The following is a 17,744-nucleotide window of genomic DNA, read 5'->3' as shown; positions in this document are numbered from 1 at the left end:
AGGGTTGGATGCCACGCATCCTCAAAAGACGCGAAACGCTGCTTTTTGCCATCATCATCGTGATGATCGCGGGCTTTTCGACGCGCGCGGCCGGCTTTGCCGAGCCTAGCAATCTCGCCAATATCTTCAACGACACCTCGATCCTGATCATCCTTGCGCTGGCGCAGATGACCGTCATCCTGACGAAATCGATCGACCTTTCCGTCGCTGCCAATCTCGCCTTCACCGGCATGGCCGTCGCCATGCTGAATGCCGCCTATCCCGACCTGCCGCTGATCGTTCTGGTGATCACCGCCATCGTCATGGGCGCGATGCTCGGCGCCATCAACGGCTATCTCGTCTGGGCGCTGGAAATCCCGCCGATCGTCGTGACGCTCGGCACCCTCACCATCTATCGTGGCATGGCCTTTGTGCTGTCCCGCGGCGCCTGGGTCAACGCGCATCAGTTCACGCCGGAATTCCTCAGCGTACCGCGCACGCCAATGTTCGGCCTGCCCGTGCTGGCCTGGATCGGCATCGCCATCGTGCTGATGATGTATTTCGTGCTGCGCTATACGCGCTTCGGGCGCTCGGCCTATGCCAGCGGCGGCAATCCGGTGGCCGCCGTCTATGCCGGCATCGATGTCGGCTGGACGCGCTTCCTCGCCTTCGTGCTGTCTGGTGCGCTGGCTGGCCTCTGCGGCTATCTCTGGGTGTCGCGCTACGCCGTTGCCTATGTCGACATCGCCAATGGCTTCGAGCTCGACAGCGTCGCTGCCTGCGTCATCGGCGGCATCTCGATTGCCGGCGGCGTCGGCTCGGTCGCCGGCACCGTACTCGGCGCGCTGTTCCTCGGCGTCATCAAGAACGCCCTTCCCGTCATCGGCATTTCGCCGTTTACGCAGATGGCGATCTCCGGCACCGTCATCATCCTTGCCGTGGTCTTCAACGCCCGGCGTGAACGCAATCGCGGCCGCATCATCCTTCGGGATCAGGCGGCGAAGGAAGCCTCGATCAAGGAGGTCGCCGCATGAGCATCGTTTCAGAAGCAACCACGGAAAAACGCAGCATTCCCGACCGTCTCGGCACGCCGTTCAAACGGATCCTGGCCAGCTGGGAGGTGCTGTTGCTCGGCGTCGCCATCGCGATCTTCATCTTCAATTCGCTGGCGTCACCCTACTTCCTCGATCCGTATAATCTCTCGGACGCGACCTTCAACTTCACTGAGAAGGCAATGATCGCCTTTGCCATGGCGCTCCTGGTCATCGCCGGCGAAATCGACCTGTCGGTTGCCGCCATCATTGCGCTTGCCTCGACAGCCATGGGCGCTGCCGCACAGGCCGGCGTCGACACGGTCGGCCTCGTTGCCATCGGCCTTGGGGTCGGGTTGCTCTGCGGTCTCTTCAACGGCTTCCTTGTGTCCGGGCTGAAACTGCCCTCGATCGTCGTCACCATCGGCACGATGAGCCTGTTTCGCGGCATCTCCTATATCGTGCTGGGCGACCAGGCCTTTGGCAATTATCCCGACAGCTTCGCCTATTTCGGGCAGGGCTATGTCGTTTGGGTCTTCTCGTTCGAATTCGTTCTCTTCATCGTGCTGGCGATCCTCTTCGCGATCCTGCTGCATGCGACGAATTTCGGCCGGCAGGTCTATACGATCGGCAATAATGATTTCGCCGCACGCTTCTCCGGCATCCCGGTCGAACGGGTCAAATTCATCCTGTTCCTGCTGACCGGCCTGATGAGCGGCATCGCCGCCGTGTGCCTCACCTCGCGCCTCGGCTCGACGCGTCCGTCGATCGCGCTCGGCTGGGAACTGGAAGTCGTGACCATGGTGGTCCTCGGCGGCGTATCGATCCTCGGCGGCTCCGGCACGATCGGCGGCGTCGTCATCGCAGCCTTCGTCATGGGTCTGGTGACCTTCGGCCTCGGTCTTCTCAACGTGCCCGGCATCGTCATGTCGATCTTCATCGGCCTGCTGCTGATCATCACCATCGCGCTGCCGATCGTCGCAAAACGTATCAAGACCATGAGCTCCAAATGACCGCATCCCTCGAACGCCACGCCTTCAAGATGAAGCTCAATCCCGGTATGGAGCTCGAATACAGGAAGCGCCATGACGAGATCTGGCCGGAACTGGTCGAGCTTCTGCATCAGGCCGGCGCCAGCGACTACTCCATCCATCTCGACCGTGAGACCGACACGCTATTCGGCGTTCTGACCCGACCCAGGGATCACACGATGGCGAGCCTTCCCGACCATCCCGTCATGAAAAAGTGGTGGGCACATATGGCCGATATCATGGCGACCAATCCCGACAATTCGCCCGTTCAGAGCGAACTCGTGACGGTCTTCCATCTGCCATGACCGCTATGCCAAGCTATCGCCGCATCGCCGTTCTCGACATCGGCAAGACCAACGCCAAGGTCGTGATGCTCGACGCGCAAAGCGGCGCCGAGATTGCCACTGTACGAACGACCAATACGGTGCTGAAGACCAGCCCCTATCCGCACTATGACATCGAGCGGCTATGGGACTTTGTCCTCGAGGCGCTGAAGGGCTTTGCTGAAACACCCGGCTTTGACGCGATATCGATCACCGCCCATGGTGCCTCCGCCGTGCTTCTTGCCGCCGATGGCGGCCTTGCCTTGCCGGTGCTCGATTATGAGCATGCCTATCCGGACGCCGTGCAAGAAACCTACGAACGCCTGCGGCCGCCGTTCAGCGAAACCTTTTCGCCGAGGCTCTCAGGCGGCCTGAATGTCGGCGCGCAGATCCATTATCAGAAGAGCCAGTTTCCAGACGATTTCGCCAGCGTCCGCGCGATCCTCACCTATCCGCAATATTGGGCCTTCCGGCTAACTGGCGTCGCCGCCAACGAAGCGACATCGCTCGGCTGCCACACGGATCTCTGGAATCCGACGACCGGAACCTATTCCTCGCTGGTCGATACGCTCGGCATTCGTCCCCTGATGGCGCCGATCCGCTCCGCCTTTGACGCTCTCGGGCCTGTCCTGCCCAGAATCGCTGCGGAGGTCGGTGTTGATTCATCGGTCCCGGTCTATTGCGGCATTCACGATTCCAATGCCTCGCTGCTGCCGCATCTGGTGGAGAACGAGGCGCCCTTCGCCGTGGTGTCGACCGGCACCTGGGTGATCTGCTTCGCGGTCGGCGGCGATCTTGAGCACCTCGACCCCAAACGCGACGCGCTTGCCAATGTCGATGCCTATGGCCGCGCCGTGCCCTCCTCGCGCTTCATGGGCGGGCGGGAGTTCGAGATTCTCGCGGGCGAGATCGGACAGGTACTGCCCGACGCTATCGAAGAGGCGCTGGAAATCGTGAGCGACAAGGGCATCATGCTATTGCCAAACGTGGTCGAAGGCTCCGGTCCCTTCCCCGGCAAGGCGATGCGCTGGATCGGTGATGCCTCAGCAAGCCCGGCGGAACGCCTCGCCGCCGCCAGCCTCTATCTGGCACTCATGACTGAGGCCTGCCTCGGCCTGATCGGCGCCAAGGGGGCGATTTTTGTCGAAGGTCCCTTCGCCCTCAATCGAGCCTATCTTTCAGCACTTTCCGCATTGACGGGATCCGACGTCATCGCTTTGCCCGGCTCGACCGGCACCAGCCAGGGCGCCGCGTTGCTGACCGGCATCAGGCCAGCCGCCGCGACAGCGAGCCAGCCTATCCGGGCCGAGTTGCGGGGTCTGCAAGACTATCGGCAAGCTTGGCACGCGGCCCTTGCCAGCGGCTAAGGAAATGCCGATCCGGCTCGCAACTGCTCCACGGCAAAATCGACAAAGGCGCGTGTCTTAGCGGAGACGTGCCGGCCTTCGGGATGCATGACATGGATCGGCAGCGGCTCCTCCTCGAAATCCTCCAGAATGATGCGTAGCCTGGCTTCGGCGACCGGCTTCGCGACCTGGTAGGAAAGCGCGCGTGCCAAACCCCAGCCACTTAGCGCCGCCGAAATCGAGGCGTCGACCGTGTTGCAGAACAGGCGTGGATGAAGAGCGGGAGAAACCTTGCCCTCGGAACCAAAATGCCAGTCGAGCGGTGCGGATGATCCGGTGTTCGCAATGATTGTATGGCCGGCGAGATCGGCGGGTGTCTGCGGGACGCCATGGTGCTCGAAATAGGAGGGTGCACCGCAGACGACGCGGCGCACAGTACCGACCTTGACGGCATTGTAGCTGGAATCCTGCAGGCGGCCGATACGCACGGCAACATCGATCCCCTCTTCCACCAGATTGACGATGCGGTCGAACAACAGCACGCGGCCGGTGACCTCGGGATGCAAGGCCAGAAACGCGGTGACGATGGGCATGATGTAATACTGCCCGAACAGCACCGGCGCCGTGACCGTCAACATGCCGGTGGGCGTCGCATAGGAACCGCCAGCCGAAGCCTCGGCCTCATCGATATCGCTGAGAATGCGGCGGCAATCCTCGACATAGTGGCGACCCTGCGCCGTCAGCTTCACCGAACGTGTCGAGCGCAGGAACAGCCGCGCGCCGGTCACCTCTTCCAGAAAGGCGATCGCGCGGGTCACGACCGGCGGGCTCATGTGCAACTGCCGCGCCGCGGCAGCAAAACTGCCGGCATCGGCTACCTTCACCAGCACCTTCATGCATTGCAGCCTGTCCAACCGCGTCTCCTGCCGTGATCGAGATTATTTCGTATTCTGGAATAGTTTCTTGTTCACTATCGCACTTCTGTTCTCAACTGGGAACAATCATGTTTGCATCGGGTCCACCACCCCCCAACCCGGAGACTAAAACATGAAGCTCTATTTCCATCCGCTATCCGGTCATTCCCACCGCGCTCGCCTGTTCCTCTCGTTGATCGGCGTCGATGCCGATATCGTCGAGGTCGATCTTGCCAAGGGCGAACACAAGACGCCGGCATTCCTGGCGCTCAATCCTTTCGGGCAGGTGCCAGTACTGGATGATAACGGTGTCATCGTCTCGGACTCCACCGCCATCCTCGTCTATCTTGCCAAGACATACGCTGAGAAAAGCTGGCTGCCGGACGACGCAATTGGCGCTGCCGCCGTGCAGCGCTGGCTTTCGGTGGCCTCGGGCCAAATCGCCTACGGCCCCTGCGCCGCCCGCCTCATCACCGTCTTCGGCGCCAAGTTCGATGCGGATGAGGTGATCGCCCGCGCCCATGCCATCCTGGCGCTGATCGACGCGGAGCTTGCCGTCCGCCAATGGATCGCGGCCGATCATCCGACCATCGCCGATGTCGCGCTCTATAGCTACATCGCCCGCGCGCCGGAGGGCAATGTCGATCGCTTCCAGTATCATAACGTCACCGCCTGGCTTGCTCGCATCGAAGCTTTGCCGGGCTTTTATCCCTTCCAAAAGACGCCGGTCGGCATTGCCGACGCGGCTTGAGGCTCGTTGAAAGGACGGATCATGTTCACCACCGACATAGCCGAAAGTGCCTCTCCCTGGCATGCCGGGGAAATCGCCCTGCAGAAAACGGTAGGCGTCGCGGAACGAATGGGCGAGCTCGGCCAGCGCGTGCTGCGCGATCATCTGATTGACCAGCACCGCGACTTCTATCCGCAGCTGCCCTTCATCGTGCTCGGCAGCGTCGATGCTGAAGGCGACGCCTGGGCGACGCTGCGGGCCGGCCGTCCCGGCTTTCTGCATAGTCCCGATATCCATACGCTAAGTGTCGACCTTGCCCGTGATCCGGCCGACCCCGCCGACGCGGGCATGGATGATGGCGACGCCATCGGCATGCTGGGAATCGAGCTTCATACCCGCCGCCGCAACCGGCTGAACGGCACGATCCGTCGGCATGGAAATGATAGCTTCGACGTCACGGTCGCTCAGGCCTACGGCAACTGTCCCAGATACATCCAGCTGCGGGATTTCACCTTGGTCCGCAATCCGTCCAGACAGACGGATCAGCAAGCAATACATCAGACTGCACTCGACGCCAGGGCAAAGCAGATGATCGCCGGCGCCGACACCTTCTTCGTTGCCTCCTATGTGGACCGCGAGGGCGGGCGGAGACAGGTGGACGTATCGCATCGCGGCGGCAAAGCGGGTTTTGTGCGCATCGGCGAGGACGGCGTGCTGACTATCCCGGACTTTAGCGGCAACCTGTTCTTCAACACGCTCGGCAATTTCGTTCTCAATCCGAAAGCAGGGCTGGTCTTTGCCGATTTCGAAAATGGCGAGCTACTGCAACTCAGCGGCGAGGCGGAGGTCATTCTGGATTCGCCGGAGATATCAGCCTTTCAGGGCGCGGAGCGGCTGTGGCGCTTCACACCGCGCAACATCGTCCGCCGTCCGGGCGCCTTGCCGCTGCGCTGGAAATTCCACGAGGATGGTTGGTCACCCAGTTCACTGATGACCGGAAGCTGGGGACCCACCGGCGGCGGTACTGAAGGCGGCTAAGAAACGGCTCTAACCCGTCAAATCCTGGGGGCTGGCCTTCAATAAGAATTCTCGAAAACGCGTCAAAATTGTCTTCGGGACGGTTATTTTCTTGCGGAATCGCGCTAATATTCCTACAGAAACTACCCTTATGAGCGCTTTTGAGGTCAAAAATGTCCGAAAGCGCTTATCGGCCTCGATGTCACTTCCTGTCTTCGTTTCAGGACGCCTCACGGCAGTTCGCGCATGACGACAGGCCATTGCGGCGGGTTCAAAGGGCCATAGTACCCATCCAAGGAGAGAGAAAATGAGTCTGAAGACATTGACGGCTGCGACCTTCATCGCCTCGCTTGCCTTTGCGCCGCTCGCGCATGCCGATATCACCATCGGCCTGATCGCGCCGCTGACCGGTCCGGTCGCCGCTTATGGCGACCAGGTCAAGAATGGCGCGGAGACCGCCATCGACGAAATCAACAAGAGCGGTGGCATTCTCGGCCAGAAGCTCGTCCTGAAGCTCGGTGACGATGCCGGCGATCCGAAGCAGGGCGTCTCCGTCGCCAATGGCTTCGTCGGCGACAGCATTCGTTTCGTCGTCGGTCCGGTAACCTCGGGTGTTGCCATTCCGGTTTCGGATGCGCTCGCTGAAAACGGCATCCTGATGGTGACGCCGACAGCAACCGCGCCTGACCTCACCAAGCGTGGCCTGACCAACGTCCTGCGCACCTGCGGTCGCGATGACCAGCAGGCGACCGTTGCCGCCAACTACGTGCTGAAGAACTTCAAAGACAAGAAGATCGCGATTCTCAACGACAAGGGCGCCTACGGCAAAGGCCTCGCGGATGCTTTCAAGGCGACGCTCAATGCCGGTGGCCTGACCGAAGTAATCAACGACTCGCTGACCCCCAATGAAAAGGACTACAGCGCGCTGACGGCGAAGCTGAAACAAGCCGGCGTCGATCTCATCTATTTCGGTGGTTATCATCCGGAAGGTGGCCTGCTCGCTCGCCAGCTGAAGGACATCTCCGTTTCTGCGCAGATCATCGGCGGCGACGGCCTCTCGAACAGCGAATATTGGGCGATCGGCAACGAAGCCGCCGCCGGTACGATCTTCACCAACGCCTCCGACGCGCTGAAGAACTCGGACTCTCAGGCAGCCGTCGCGGCTCTGAAGACCCGCAACATTCCGGCCGAAGCCTTCACGCTGAATGCCTATGCCGCCGTGCAGGTCTTGAAGGCTGGCATCGAAAAAGCTGGTAGCGCCGACGATGCGGAAGCTGTCGGCACCGCGCTGAAGAGTGGCGAGCCGGTTGACACCGCCATCGGCAAGGTCACCTACGGCGAAACCGGCGATCTCACCTCGCAGAGCTTCTCGCTCTACAAATGGGAAGCCGGCAAGATCGTTTCGGCCGAATAAGCCGTAACAATCAAGTCTTCAACATGTGCCGGGCCAGAAGTGGCCCGGCATTTTTATGTCTTTCGATATTCTCGGCCTGCATCAGCAGACACTGCGAAACCGATCGACGCAGGTGGAGAGAACCTCTTCCCCGGGCCGTTTCCACCAGTTCGCTTCAGAGAAGATTTCCACTTCCTGCGCTCCGACATAACCGGCCTTCTCGATGGCTGCGCGAATGCGCTTCAGGTCGATGACGCCGTCGCCCATCATACCGCGATCGAGCAGGAGATCCGTCGTCGGCACCAGCCAGTCGCAGATGTGGTGTGCCAGGATCTGGCCATTGGAACCGGCGCGGGCGATCTGTTCGTAGAGTTTCGGATCCCACCAGACGTGATAGACGTCGATAGCCACGCCGACGCCCTCACCCAGCAGGTCGCAAATGTCGAGTGCCTGCTCCAGCGTGTTCACGCAGGCACGGTCGGCGGCATACATCGGATGCAGCGGCTCGATCGCCAGCGGAATGCCGGCGCTGCGGGCATGCGGCAGGATTGTCGCGATACCATCCGCCACCATTGCACGAGCTTGGCCGATGTCTTTTGACCCCTTCGGCAGGCCGCCAACGACAAGCACGAGGCAATCGGCATTCAACGCCGCCGCCTCGTCGATCGCCCGCTTGTTGTCATCGATCGCCGCCTTCAAACCCTCGGCATCGGCGGCCGGAAACATGCCGCCGCGGCAAAGGCCGGTCACCTGCAGCCGGTTGTCGGCCACGATCTTTGCTGCCTCGGAAAGGCCGATCTTGTGCACCTGATCGCGCCACGGTGCGATCGCGACAATATCCTGCTTCAGGCAGGCATCGACGGCCTGGCGCATGTCATATTGCTGGCGCACAGTCGCAAGATTGATGGAAAGGCCGGATATAGCCATGCAGATGATCCTCCCAGATCCTGTTTCCGATTAGGCGACGCCAACCGTTGCAAGGATCGTCCTCATCCGTTGCACGGCAAGATCGGGATCCCTTAGAACACGCGCCGTATCCGCCAGACGGAAGAGCTCGGAAAGATGCACGACAGAGCGCGTGCTCTGCTGGCCGCCCAGCATCTGGAAATGATCCTGAAAGCCATTGAGATAGGCGAGGAAGACGACGCCGGTCTTGTAGAAGCGCGTCGGCGCCTTGAAGATATGGCGTGACAGCGGAACGGTCGGCGCCAGTATCTGATGGAAAGCATCAAGATCGTTCTGAGCGAGCTTGGAGAGGGCCACACTTGCCGCCGGCGCAATCGCGTCGAAGATGCCGAGCAGCGCATGCGAATAACCCTGGCTGTCGCCGGCGATCAAGTCTGCATAGTTGAAATCGTCTCCGGTATACATCTTGATCGCCGGGTCGAGACGGCGACGCATGACGATCTCTTTTTCGGCCGACAGCAGCGAGATCTTGACGCCATCGACCTTGGCAGCGTTGTCGTTGATGATGGCGACCGCCGTTTCCATGGCGCGCAGATCGTCCGACGATCCCCAATAGCCCGCCAGCGCCGGATCGAACATCGAGCCGAGCCAGTGGATCATCACCGGCTGCTTCACTTGGCCGAGAATGCGGTTATAGACGCGGATATAATCGTCCGGCCCCTTGGCCACAGCAGCAAGCGCACGGCTCGCCATCAGGATGATGCGCCCGCCCTGGCCTTCGACGAAGGCGACCTGCTCCTCATAGGCGCGGATGACGTCATCGATGGTAACGTCGGGGCCGGGAGCGAGATGATCGGTGCCGGCGCCATAGGCGATCAGCGCGTCCGGGCGATTGCGGGCGGCCGACTGTGCGTGGGTGATCAGCTCCTTGGCGCCGGTCCAGTCAAGGCCCATGCCGCGCTGCGCCGTGTCCATGGCTTCCGCCACGCCGAGACCGAGATCCCAGAGATATTCGCGAAACGCGATCGTGCGCTCCCAGTCGATATTGCGGTCGAGCCAGGGATCGTTATCCGCCAGGGGATCGACGACCACATGGGCGGCCGCATAGGCGACACGATTAAAACGATGGCCACCGGCCGGGCGCTCCGGCGGGCTGAGCGGTGTATTGGTGACAGTGAAATCAGCGAGCTTGCCGTCAGCCGTGGGCAAACGAAGAGTCTTGGTCATGATCTCGACCTCCTAGCGCGCGGCAAGTGCGGGAACGTCGACCCAGCGGCGCTCCGACCAGCTCTTCTGAGCAAGCTCGGCAAGCTGAACGCCCTTGGCGCCTTCACGAAGCGTGAATTTCCATGGCGCATCTTCGGCGACATGGCGCAGGAAACCCTCCCACTGCGCCTTGAACCCGTTGTCGAAAACCTGCGTATCCGGCACCTCGTCCCAGGTGTCGAAGAAATCGATCGTCTGCGGCTGATCCGGATTCCACACCGGCTTCGGCGTATTGACACGGTGCTGCGTGAAGCAGCGCATCAGACCGCAGACCGCCGAACCATGCGTACCATCGACCTGGAAAGTGACGAGATCGTCACGGCGGACGCGGACGGCCCAGGAGGAATTGATATGGGCGACGATGCCGCCCTCGAGCTCGAAAGTGGCATAGGCGGAATCGTCGGCATCGGCGACATAGGTCTTGCCGCTTTCATCGACACGGCTTGGAATATGGGTCGCACCGTAACAGCTCACAGCTTTGACCTCGCCGAAGAGATTGTCGAGCACGTAGCGCCAGTGCGGCAGCATATCGAGGATCATGCCGCCGCCCTCGGCCTTGCGATAGTTCCAGGACGGCCGTTGCGCCTTAATGCCCCAGTCGCCTTCGAAAACCCAGTAGCCAAACTCGCCGCGCACCGAGAGGATCTTGCCGAAGAAGCCGCTGTCGCGCAGCATGGCGATCTTGCGCAAGCCCGGCAGGAACAGCTTGTCCTGTACGACACCATTCTTGACGCCGCGGCGCTCCGCCGAGGCAGCAACCGAAAGCGCCTCGTCGAGAGTCTCGGAAATCGGCTTTTCGCAATAGACATGCTTGCCGGCGGCAATTGCCCGCTCCAGCAAAGAGACGCGCATCTGTGTCGAGCCGGCATCGAAGAAGATCGTATTGTTGGGATCGGTAAGGGCGCTGTCGAGATCGGTGGTCGTCTTGGCGACGCCGTGCTTGCGCGCAATCTCCGCGATCTTCTCGGCATTGCGGCCGACAAGGATCGGCTCGGGCATCAACCTGTCGCCGTTCGCGAGCAGCACACCCCCCTGGTCACGGATCGCCAGGATCGAGCGCACCAGATGCTGATTGTACCCCATGCGGCCGGTAATGCCGTGCATGATGATGCCGATCGGCTTTGTCGCCATAAGTCATTCCTCCCGTAAATAACTATATAGTTACATGATTGACACGACAATACGGCTCTGTCAACGACTGTCGTCGACGGTTGCTGCGGCAATAATGCGATTGGCTCAAATCGGGCGGCGCGCGTTCCTAGGGGCGCAGATAGGCGAAGATGACCTCGATGATATGCTCGCCCCAGGCGTCGATTTCCGATTTCTCGGATAGGTTGCGCTGAAAAATCGTCGACAGCGTCCAGCGGTTCGTCAGGAAGAAGGAGCCAAGCGCCGCGATGCTCATATAGATCTTGACGGGATCGCAGCCGGAACGGAAATCGCCGGTGGCAACGCCACGGTCGAGCAGACCGGAAATCTCCGCGACCAGCGGCGAATGCAGCTCGAAAATCCGCGCCGAGCGCTTCAGGAAGCGCGCCTTCTGCATGTTTTCCGTGCTGAGAATACCGAGGAATTCCGGATGATCCAGGAAATATTTCCATGTGAAAACAACCAGCTCCCGCATGCCCTCGCTGGGACTACGACGCGAGAGATCAAGCCTTGATTCCGCCGAACGGATGGCAACGTAACTGCCCTCGAGGACAGCGACATAGAGCGCGTCCTTGCCGCCGAAATAGTGGTAAAGCATGCGCTTGTTGATCTTGGCGCGCTCGGCGATGGCATCGACACGGGCGCCGCCATAGCCACGCTCGGCAAACTCCTTGGTCGCCGCCGCCAGGATCGCCTTGCTGGTGCGCTCCGCATCCCGAAGCCGTGGCCGCTCGACAGGCGGGCTCGATATCGCGGGTCCGGCGGTCTCGACATCAACGCTCTTCGATCGGCTCTTTGCGGTTTTGGCTTCAGACATCAAAGTTCCCGGCTGTATTGGGCAAGGCCGATGCGGCCTTCTCGCCACCGACAAGTAACCGATCGGCGCGCAAGTTGACAGCCTCCCAGAAATCGGAGGGTTGAGTAACTACATAGTTATATAAATTTGCGCTTTCGCGAAAGCAACGTAACTCGTCGGTCAACCCAGTCCAAACCTGCCCGCCGACCGCATGGAAGAACGGCGCCGATGAGCAGAAACCACCTTGCTTTCGACGGCCGCTCGGCTCAAGACAACGCAAACGAAGCAGCGCCGGACGGCTCCATGACGGATAGACAGATCGCGATTATCGGTGGCGGGCCGGCCGGCTTGATGGCGGCCGAAGTGCTGTCTGTTTCCGGCCATCAGGTCACCGTCTATGACAGCATGCCAACGGTTGCGCGCAAATTCCTGCTGGCGGGGAAATCCGGTCTCAATATCACCCATTCCGAGGATTTTGCCCGCTTTGCCAATCGGTTCGGCCCAGCCTCCGAACGCCTGCGCCCCGCCCTTGAGGCCTTCACGCCCGACAATATCAAGGACTGGGCGGTGGAGCTCGGCACGGAGACATTCACCGGCACCTCCGGCCGCGTCTTTCCGAAAGCCATGAAGGCCTCCCCGCTGCTGCGCGCCTGGCTTGGCAGGCTGGAAGCACAGGGCGTCAGAGTTTTGACGCGGCACCGCTGGTCGGGCTTCGCCGAAGACGGCTTTGCCTTCGAGACGCCTAAGGGACGCAAAATCGTGCGTTGCGACGCAGCGCTGCTGGCGCTCGGCGGCGCGAGCTATCCCCGGCTCGGTTCGGACGCTGGTTGGACCAGCTGGCTGCGAGATAAGGGCGTCGATATCGGCGACTTTCAGCCCGCCAATTGTGGTTTCGATGTCGCCTGGAGCGCAATCTTCAAGGAGCGCTTCGCCGGCGCGCCGCTGAAGGCAGTAACGGCAAGCTCGGATGCAGGCACATTTCCGGGCGAATTCGTCATTTCCCAACACGGCATCGAAGGCAGCCTCGTCTATGCCCATGCCGCCCGCCTGCGCGACCGGCTCGCGAGCGAAGGCAAGGCCGCACTGCTGGTCGATCTCGCACCTGGTAGAACGGCGGAACGCTTGTCGCGCGATCTGGCGCGGCAGGATGCAAAGGCCAGCCTCTCCAATCGCCTGCGCAAGGGCGCGGGGATCGAGGGCGTCAAGACGGTGTTGCTGCGGGAACTCGCCTCGCCGACTGCTCTCGCTGATCCGGAACAGCTATCGCGGCTAATCAAGGCCTTGCCGATCCCGCTGCTACGGCCGCGGCCCATCGCCGAGGCCATTTCGTCCGCCGGCGGCATCCGCTGGGACGGTGTCGACGACGGATATATGCTGAAGGCGCTTCCCGGCGTGTTCGCTGCCGGAGAAATGCTCGACTGGGAGGCGCCGACCGGTGGCTACCTCCTCACCGCCTGCTTCGCCACGGGCCGGGCCGCAGCGAAAGGACTGGAAGCCTGGTTACGACGATAACCGTCTCGAGACGCCGGCGCCGTCACCCGATCCGTCCATTCGCCATCAGCCACGCCACCGATTCCTGCACGGCCTGCAGCGAGGTATAACGCGGCGTATAGCCAAGGAGACGCTCGGCCTTGGCGATAGAGCAATTCGGGCTGCGAGCGATATGCTCCCACGTCGCCGTCGCATCCTCCGGCGTCTGGCCTTCCGCCCATTTGTCGTAGGCGAGAAATTCCAGCTTCGGTTCGTGGCCAAACCAGCGCGACATGGCTTCGGCGTAACCCCGCAATGTCAGCGCACCGCCCGAGACTGCGTGAAAGCTCTCGCCGGTGGAGGCCCGCCAATTGGCAATCGCGCCCATGAACATCTGGGCGACATCATCGGCATGCACGTGATGGACCGTTTCCAGCCCGAAATTCGGCAATGCGAGTGTCTCGCCGCGCGCCAGCGTCGAGAAGGCCGCCAGATTGAAATGGCCGGCCGGATTGAGCGGCTCCCAGCCAGGTCCGACAATATGGCCGGGATGGATCAAGGTGGCCGGAAAGCCCTTGTAGCGCGCCTCTCCCAGTAGATAGGCCTCAATGGCCGCTTTCTGGGTTCCATATTCGCCGAACGGCTGCTTCGGCGTTTCCTCAAGCGTCGGCACGACGGTGGAATAACCGTGTGTCCAGATCGTGCCCGTATGCAGGAAATGACCGACATTGCCGAGCAGCGCCTCGGTCAGATGCCGGGCGCTATCCAATGTGAAGCAGATCATATCGATGACGATGTCGGCTTTTAACGCTCTGATTGCCGGCCCGAAACTGCCGTCTTTTTCCATCGCGCCACGATCCATGGTCAACTGCTCGACATCATCCCATGCCCGGTTCGGCGAATAGGGTTTCGCCTGGCCGCGGCTGATCGCCACCACCTCATGCCCCGCCTCCACCAGTCGCGGCACGAGATAAGTACCGACATGGCCTGTCGCTCCAATGACCACAGCACGCGTCATGATGTCCTCCCAGGGATATTTTCGAAATCGGATGATGCCTAAATGCGGAATGAAGAAAATGATTGCTCCTAGAGAATAGGATCATGTTCCGCCTTGTCACCCCCGAGCGAAAGAAGAAGTCTTCTTTCTTACGACGGGACACCCGCGCAATGCTTTGGAGAAGCCACGCTACTCTCCTACCAGATCGTAAAGCCGGCGTCGGCTTTCACGGTCGTGCCGGTCATCAGGCTAGATGCGTCGCAGGCGAGGAAATGCACCACCGAGGCGATCTCGTGCGGCTGGCCCATCCGGCCCATCGGCGTATCGCGCAGCCAGGTTTCGACCACATCGGGATCGAGATTGAGGACCTTCGTCATCTCGGATTCGATATAGGTCGGCGCCACCGCGTTGACGCGGACGCCGCGCCCGGCCCATTCCGCCGCCAGTGAGGCGGTGAGATGGTGCACGGCGGCCTTGGAGGCGTTGTAATAGGTCTGGTTTTGCGGGCGATTGATGATGTAGCCGGACATCGAGCCGATATTGATGATCGAGCCGCGTCCGGCCTTCAGCATTGGCCGGCCGAAGGCGCGGTTGCACCAGAACACACCGTTGTAGTTGACGTCATTGACGTTCAGCCAGAGTTCGTCCGGCGTGTCCTCTGCAGGAGTGCCGGAGCGGGCAATGCCGGCATTGGCGACGAGAACGTCAATCCGGCCGTATTTGGCGAACACTTCCTCGGCGGCCCTGTCGACGGCAACCGAATCCGTCACGTCGAGGATCAGGATATCGGCTTCATAGCTCTTTGCCGCCAGCGCTTGCTTGCCGGACTGGGCTATCGCCTCTTCCCGGTCAATGATAACAACCTTGGCACCGGCCTCGGCCAACGCTTCGGCACAGGCCAGGCCGATGCCACGTCCGCCGCCGGTGACCACGGCAACCTGCCCATCCATCCTGAATTTCTCAAAGAACATCGAACTACTCCATCATTTATGGGAATCAGACACGCCGGCCACTCTTCCTCTCGAAGAGGTGAACCCGTTCGCGGTTGATGAGCAGCGGTATAGTCTCGCCAGGGCGCAATGCGATCCGGTCCTTGACCACTGCATTCAGGGGATCGCCCCCGATATGGGCAAAAATTTGCGTTTCGGATCCGGTCGGTTCGAGCACCGAGATCGTTGCCGACAGGCCTTCACTCTGATGTTCGATATGTTCCGGACGAATGCCGTAGACCACCGGCTCGCTATGCGGGGCTGTCCCTGCTGGCACCGGCAAGACGGTGCCCTTATCGCTGACGAAAGCCGTCTCGTCGTTTACGATTGCCAGTTTGCCATGCACGAAGTTCATCGCCGGCGAGCCGATGAAGCCTGCAACGAAGACATTGGCGGGGTGGTCGTAAAGGTCGAGCGGCGCTCCGATCTGCTCGACCAGGCCATCGCGCATGACAACGATCTTGTCGGCCATGGTCATCGCCTCGATCTGGTCGTGGGTGACGTAGATCGTCGTGGTCTTCAGCCGCTGGTGAAGTTCCTTGATCTCGACGCGCATGGTCACGCGCAGCTTGGCGTCGAGATTGGACAAAGGCTCGTCAAACAGAAAGACCTGTGGATCGCGCACGATCGCACGACCCATCGCGACGCGCTGGCGTTGGCCGCCAGAGAGCTGCTTGGGATAGCGGTCCAGCAGCTTGCCGAGATCGAGAATTTCGGCGGCTTTCCTGACCTTGGCTTCGATTTCGCTTTTGGGAGCACCCTTCAGCTTCAGCGGAAAGCCCATGTTGTCGGCGACGTTCTTATGCGGATAGAGCGCATAGTTCTGAAACACCATGGCGATGTCGCGGTCCTTGGGCAGCACGTTATTGACGACCCTGGCACCAATCGAGACCTCGCCGCCGGAGATGGTTTCAAGCCCCGCGATCATGCGCAGCAATGTCGACTTGCCACATCCGGACGGACCCACGAGAACAACGAATTCGCCGTCTGCTATATCGATGTTCACGCCATGAATGACCTGAAGACTTCCATACTTCTTGATGACGTCCTTGACGGCGACCTGAGCCATACCAATCCCTCTATTGCGGCAATAAGATCTGCATCTTGACTTCGCCCCGGGGGGCGGATGCAGCGGTTTCAAAGGCGCCGACACTGTCTTCAAAATCAAACGTGCGGGTGATGAGCGGCTTGACGTCGATTGCGCCTGACGACAGCATGGCCACGCAGCGCGGAAAGACATGAGCGTAGCGGAAGACATGTTCGACACGGGCTTCGCGCACCATGGCCTTGCCGACATCGTAGTGGATCGGGTGGACCTGCGACCCGATGAACACCACCCGCCCGCCCGGCGCCAGCGGATCGAACACGCCTTCGGCACCCCTAGGGTGGCCCGAGCATTCGAACAGGATTTCCACGCCCCAGCCATCCGTGGCCGTGAGAATTTCGTTGAGGAGGTCCTGGCGCCGCGGGTTGATCGGCACGACTGCGCCGAGTTTTGCGGCGATCTCGAGCTTTGCGTCGTCGATATCGCTGACGAAGACGCGTGCGCAACCGGCCGCCCGCGCCGAGAGCGCGGTGACCAGCCCGATCGGGCCGGCGCCGATCACCAGCGCGATATCACCTGGCTTGACCTGTGCCTTGGTGGCGGCGTGGACGCCGACTGCCAGCGGCTCGACCATCGCCGCTTCGGCGAAGGAAACATTGTCGGGCAGCTTGAAGGTGAAGTCGGCGGGATGAACCACCGTTGGCCGCAGCACTCCGTGGATAGGCGGGGTTGCCCAGAAACGCACGGCCGGATCGACATTGTACATGCCCATCCGGGTGGCACGGCTGTTAGGGTCGGGAATGCCCGGTTCCATGCAGACGCGGTCGCCGACTTTCAGCGATGTGACGTCGGCCCCGGCCTCGATGACCGTGCCGGACGCCTCGTGACCGAGGATCATCGGTGCCTTCACCTGGAAGATACCGGTGCCGCCATGGGTGTAATAATGCACATCCGAGCCGCAAATGCCGACTGTGTGCAGTTTGATGCGAACGTCGCGGGGCCCGAGCGTCTCTGCGCGCTCAATGGGAAAGTCCCTAAGCGACAGTTTCATCTTTTCTTCCAGAACCAGTGCTTTCATGGCCTATTCCATTTCTCGATTTCAGAAGGCACCCGGCTTCAGCCGCGCCAGACGATCAGGACGCCCAAGGCGACGGCCAGCACATGGCAGACCGTCAGCGGGATCGATTGTTCGAGGAAGCGCATCCAGAGCAGTTCAAGTGCGACAAACAGGTAGATGCCGACAAACACACGGTCGAACCAGTTGGTGACGATCGGCAGGAAGCCGACCCGCTCCTGTTTGCCGGCCACCACAGCGGCCGGTGCATCGTCTGTTTCGTCAGGATCGATTTGATGTTGCATCGC

The 17,744-nt window shown here is 61.1% G+C and carries 18 protein-coding genes; 8 read left to right on the top strand and 10 right to left on the bottom strand.

Translation table 11 applies throughout. The features are described from left to right. Nucleotides 1-8: 8 nt before the first annotated feature. From EX00_RS25350 to EX00_RS25335, 4 genes are read left to right on the top strand one after another with little or no spacing between them, the layout of a single operon-like run. On the top strand, nucleotides 9-1,013 hold the full coding sequence (locus EX00_RS25350; RefSeq protein ID WP_047464167.1) for an ABC transporter permease: 1,005 nt from the start codon (nucleotides 9-11) through the stop codon (nucleotides 1,011-1,013). Further along, the gene (locus EX00_RS25345) at nucleotides 1,010-2,023 is read left to right on the top strand and encodes an ABC transporter permease (RefSeq protein WP_047464165.1); all 1,014 of its coding nucleotides are present in this window, start codon (nucleotides 1,010-1,012) and stop codon (nucleotides 2,021-2,023) included. Before EX00_RS25350 ends, EX00_RS25345 begins: the two co-directional genes overlap by 4 nt. Beyond that, nucleotides 2,020-2,346 carry an L-rhamnose mutarotase gene (gene rhaM, locus EX00_RS25340; RefSeq protein WP_047464163.1) on the top strand — a complete coding sequence of 109 codons (327 nt, stop codon included), beginning with the start codon at nucleotides 2,020-2,022 and terminating at the stop codon, nucleotides 2,344-2,346. The genes EX00_RS25345 and rhaM overlap by 4 nt, the downstream gene beginning before the upstream one ends. Beyond that, complete coding sequence (locus tag EX00_RS25335) at nucleotides 2,343-3,731, top strand: FGGY-family carbohydrate kinase (RefSeq protein ID WP_047464162.1); 1,389 nt, start codon at nucleotides 2,343-2,345, stop codon at nucleotides 3,729-3,731. Before rhaM ends, EX00_RS25335 begins: the two co-directional genes overlap by 4 nt. Here the strand turns inward: EX00_RS25335 and EX00_RS25330 are convergent. Next, nucleotides 3,728-4,624 carry a LysR substrate-binding domain-containing protein gene (locus EX00_RS25330; protein WP_047464160.1) on the bottom strand — a complete coding sequence of 299 codons (897 nt, stop codon included), beginning with the start codon at nucleotides 4,622-4,624 and terminating at the stop codon, nucleotides 3,728-3,730. The genes EX00_RS25335 and EX00_RS25330 overlap by 4 nt on opposite strands. A gap of 133 nt (nucleotides 4,625-4,757) precedes the next feature. Here EX00_RS25330 and EX00_RS25325 point away from each other — a divergent pair, with 133 nt between their 5' ends. The 3 genes from EX00_RS25325 (at nucleotide 4,758) to EX00_RS25315 (ending at nucleotide 7,785) form a co-directional block, all read left to right on the top strand. Then, the gene (locus tag EX00_RS25325) at nucleotides 4,758-5,375 is read left to right on the top strand and encodes a glutathione S-transferase family protein (RefSeq protein WP_047464158.1); all 618 of its coding nucleotides are present in this window, start codon (nucleotides 4,758-4,760) and stop codon (nucleotides 5,373-5,375) included. 21 nt (nucleotides 5,376-5,396) lie between these two features. Then, entirely contained in the window at nucleotides 5,397-6,392 is a 996-nt protein-coding gene (locus EX00_RS25320) for a pyridoxamine 5'-phosphate oxidase family protein (RefSeq protein WP_047464157.1), read from the top strand. Between the two features lie 286 nt (nucleotides 6,393-6,678). Next, nucleotides 6,679-7,785: a branched-chain amino acid ABC transporter substrate-binding protein gene (locus EX00_RS25315; protein ID WP_047464156.1), complete on the top strand. Its 1,107-nt coding sequence runs from the start codon at nucleotides 6,679-6,681 to the stop codon at nucleotides 7,783-7,785. Between the two features lie 81 nt (nucleotides 7,786-7,866). Here the strand turns inward: EX00_RS25315 and EX00_RS25310 are convergent, their stop codons facing one another. From EX00_RS25310 to EX00_RS25295, 4 genes are all read right to left on the bottom strand, one after another. Beyond that, complete coding sequence (locus EX00_RS25310; protein WP_047464155.1) at nucleotides 7,867-8,691, bottom strand: sugar phosphate isomerase/epimerase family protein; 825 nt, start codon at nucleotides 8,689-8,691, stop codon at nucleotides 7,867-7,869. Between the two features lie 30 nt (nucleotides 8,692-8,721). Then, nucleotides 8,722-9,897, bottom strand: coding sequence for a dihydrodipicolinate synthase family protein (locus tag EX00_RS25305; RefSeq protein ID WP_047464154.1), 1,176 nt, complete (start codon nucleotides 9,895-9,897; stop codon nucleotides 8,722-8,724). A gap of 12 nt (nucleotides 9,898-9,909) precedes the next feature. Next, on the bottom strand, nucleotides 9,910-11,067 hold the full coding sequence (locus tag EX00_RS25300; RefSeq protein ID WP_047464153.1) for a Gfo/Idh/MocA family protein: 1,158 nt from the start codon (nucleotides 11,065-11,067) through the stop codon (nucleotides 9,910-9,912). Nucleotides 11,068-11,194: 127 nt separating this feature from the next. Further along, the gene (locus tag EX00_RS25295; RefSeq protein ID WP_047464152.1) at nucleotides 11,195-11,902 is read right to left on the bottom strand and encodes a TetR/AcrR family transcriptional regulator; all 708 of its coding nucleotides are present in this window, start codon (nucleotides 11,900-11,902) and stop codon (nucleotides 11,195-11,197) included. Between the two features lie 282 nt (nucleotides 11,903-12,184). Here EX00_RS25295 and EX00_RS25290 point away from each other — a divergent pair, with 282 nt between their 5' ends. After that, complete coding sequence (locus EX00_RS25290; RefSeq protein ID WP_047464518.1) at nucleotides 12,185-13,393, top strand: TIGR03862 family flavoprotein; 1,209 nt, start codon at nucleotides 12,185-12,187, stop codon at nucleotides 13,391-13,393. Nucleotides 13,394-13,415: 22 nt separating this feature from the next. Here the strand turns inward: EX00_RS25290 and EX00_RS25285 are convergent, their stop codons facing one another. From EX00_RS25285 to EX00_RS25265, 5 genes are all read right to left on the bottom strand, one after another. After that, nucleotides 13,416-14,369, bottom strand: coding sequence for an NAD-dependent epimerase/dehydratase family protein (locus tag EX00_RS25285; protein ID WP_047464151.1), 954 nt, complete (start codon nucleotides 14,367-14,369; stop codon nucleotides 13,416-13,418). Between the two features lie 176 nt (nucleotides 14,370-14,545). Continuing rightward, nucleotides 14,546-15,319 (bottom strand): SDR family NAD(P)-dependent oxidoreductase, encoded by a 774-nt coding sequence (locus tag EX00_RS25280; protein ID WP_047464150.1) that lies wholly within the window; start codon nucleotides 15,317-15,319, stop codon nucleotides 14,546-14,548. A gap of 25 nt (nucleotides 15,320-15,344) precedes the next feature. Further along, a complete protein-coding gene (locus EX00_RS25275) occupies nucleotides 15,345-16,406 on the bottom strand; it encodes an ABC transporter ATP-binding protein (RefSeq protein ID WP_047464149.1) in 1,062 nt (353 codons plus the stop codon). 10 nt (nucleotides 16,407-16,416) lie between these two features. Continuing rightward, nucleotides 16,417-17,460: an NAD(P)-dependent alcohol dehydrogenase gene (locus EX00_RS25270; RefSeq protein ID WP_047464148.1), complete on the bottom strand. Its 1,044-nt coding sequence runs from the start codon at nucleotides 17,458-17,460 to the stop codon at nucleotides 16,417-16,419. A gap of 38 nt (nucleotides 17,461-17,498) precedes the next feature. Then, nucleotides 17,499-17,741 carry a DUF2160 family membrane protein gene (locus tag EX00_RS25265; protein WP_047464147.1) on the bottom strand — a complete coding sequence of 81 codons (243 nt, stop codon included), beginning with the start codon at nucleotides 17,739-17,741 and terminating at the stop codon, nucleotides 17,499-17,501. Nucleotides 17,742-17,744 lie beyond the last annotated feature (3 nt).

It is taken from the genome of Martinezella rhizogenes (assembly GCF_000799715.1).
Taxonomy (GTDB): domain Bacteria; phylum Pseudomonadota; class Alphaproteobacteria; order Rhizobiales; family Rhizobiaceae; genus Rhizobium; species Rhizobium rhizogenes_C.
Note: the sequence above shows the minus strand (reverse complement) of the source record. Positions and strands in the feature narration are given on the sequence as shown.

What these genes read in the sequence shown, in the direction of transcription:
- EX00_RS25350 (WP_047464167.1), top strand. Translation starts at nt 9, where the DNA reads ATGCCACGCATCCTCAAAAGACGCGAAACGCTGCTTTTTGCCATCATC.
- EX00_RS25345 (WP_047464165.1), top strand. Translation starts at nt 1,010, where the DNA reads ATGAGCATCGTTTCAGAAGCAACCACGGAAAAACGCAGCATTCCCGAC.
- rhaM (WP_047464163.1), top strand. Translation starts at nt 2,020, where the DNA reads ATGACCGCATCCCTCGAACGCCACGCCTTCAAGATGAAGCTCAATCCC.
- EX00_RS25335 (WP_047464162.1), top strand. Translation starts at nt 2,343, where the DNA reads ATGACCGCTATGCCAAGCTATCGCCGCATCGCCGTTCTCGACATCGGC.
- EX00_RS25325 (WP_047464158.1), top strand. Translation starts at nt 4,758, where the DNA reads ATGAAGCTCTATTTCCATCCGCTATCCGGTCATTCCCACCGCGCTCGC.
- EX00_RS25320 (WP_047464157.1), top strand. Translation starts at nt 5,397, where the DNA reads ATGTTCACCACCGACATAGCCGAAAGTGCCTCTCCCTGGCATGCCGGG.
- EX00_RS25315 (WP_047464156.1), top strand. Translation starts at nt 6,679, where the DNA reads ATGAGTCTGAAGACATTGACGGCTGCGACCTTCATCGCCTCGCTTGCC.
- EX00_RS25310 (WP_047464155.1), bottom strand. Translation starts at nt 8,691, where the DNA reads ATGGCTATATCCGGCCTTTCCATCAATCTTGCGACTGTGCGCCAGCAA.
- EX00_RS25305 (WP_047464154.1), bottom strand. Translation starts at nt 9,897, where the DNA reads ATGACCAAGACTCTTCGTTTGCCCACGGCTGACGGCAAGCTCGCTGAT.
- EX00_RS25300 (WP_047464153.1), bottom strand. Translation starts at nt 11,067, where the DNA reads ATGGCGACAAAGCCGATCGGCATCATCATGCACGGCATTACCGGCCGC.
- EX00_RS25295 (WP_047464152.1), bottom strand. Translation starts at nt 11,902, where the DNA reads ATGTCTGAAGCCAAAACCGCAAAGAGCCGATCGAAGAGCGTTGATGTC.
- EX00_RS25290 (WP_047464518.1), top strand. Translation starts at nt 12,185, where the DNA reads ATGACGGATAGACAGATCGCGATTATCGGTGGCGGGCCGGCCGGCTTG.
- EX00_RS25285 (WP_047464151.1), bottom strand. Translation starts at nt 14,369, where the DNA reads ATGACGCGTGCTGTGGTCATTGGAGCGACAGGCCATGTCGGTACTTAT.
- EX00_RS25280 (WP_047464150.1), bottom strand. Translation starts at nt 15,319, where the DNA reads ATGTTCTTTGAGAAATTCAGGATGGATGGGCAGGTTGCCGTGGTCACC.
- EX00_RS25275 (WP_047464149.1), bottom strand. Translation starts at nt 16,406, where the DNA reads ATGGCTCAGGTCGCCGTCAAGGACGTCATCAAGAAGTATGGAAGTCTT.
- EX00_RS25270 (WP_047464148.1), bottom strand. Translation starts at nt 17,460, where the DNA reads ATGAAAGCACTGGTTCTGGAAGAAAAGATGAAACTGTCGCTTAGGGAC.
- EX00_RS25265 (WP_047464147.1), bottom strand. Translation starts at nt 17,741, where the DNA reads ATGCAACATCAAATCGATCCTGACGAAACAGACGATGCACCGGCCGCT.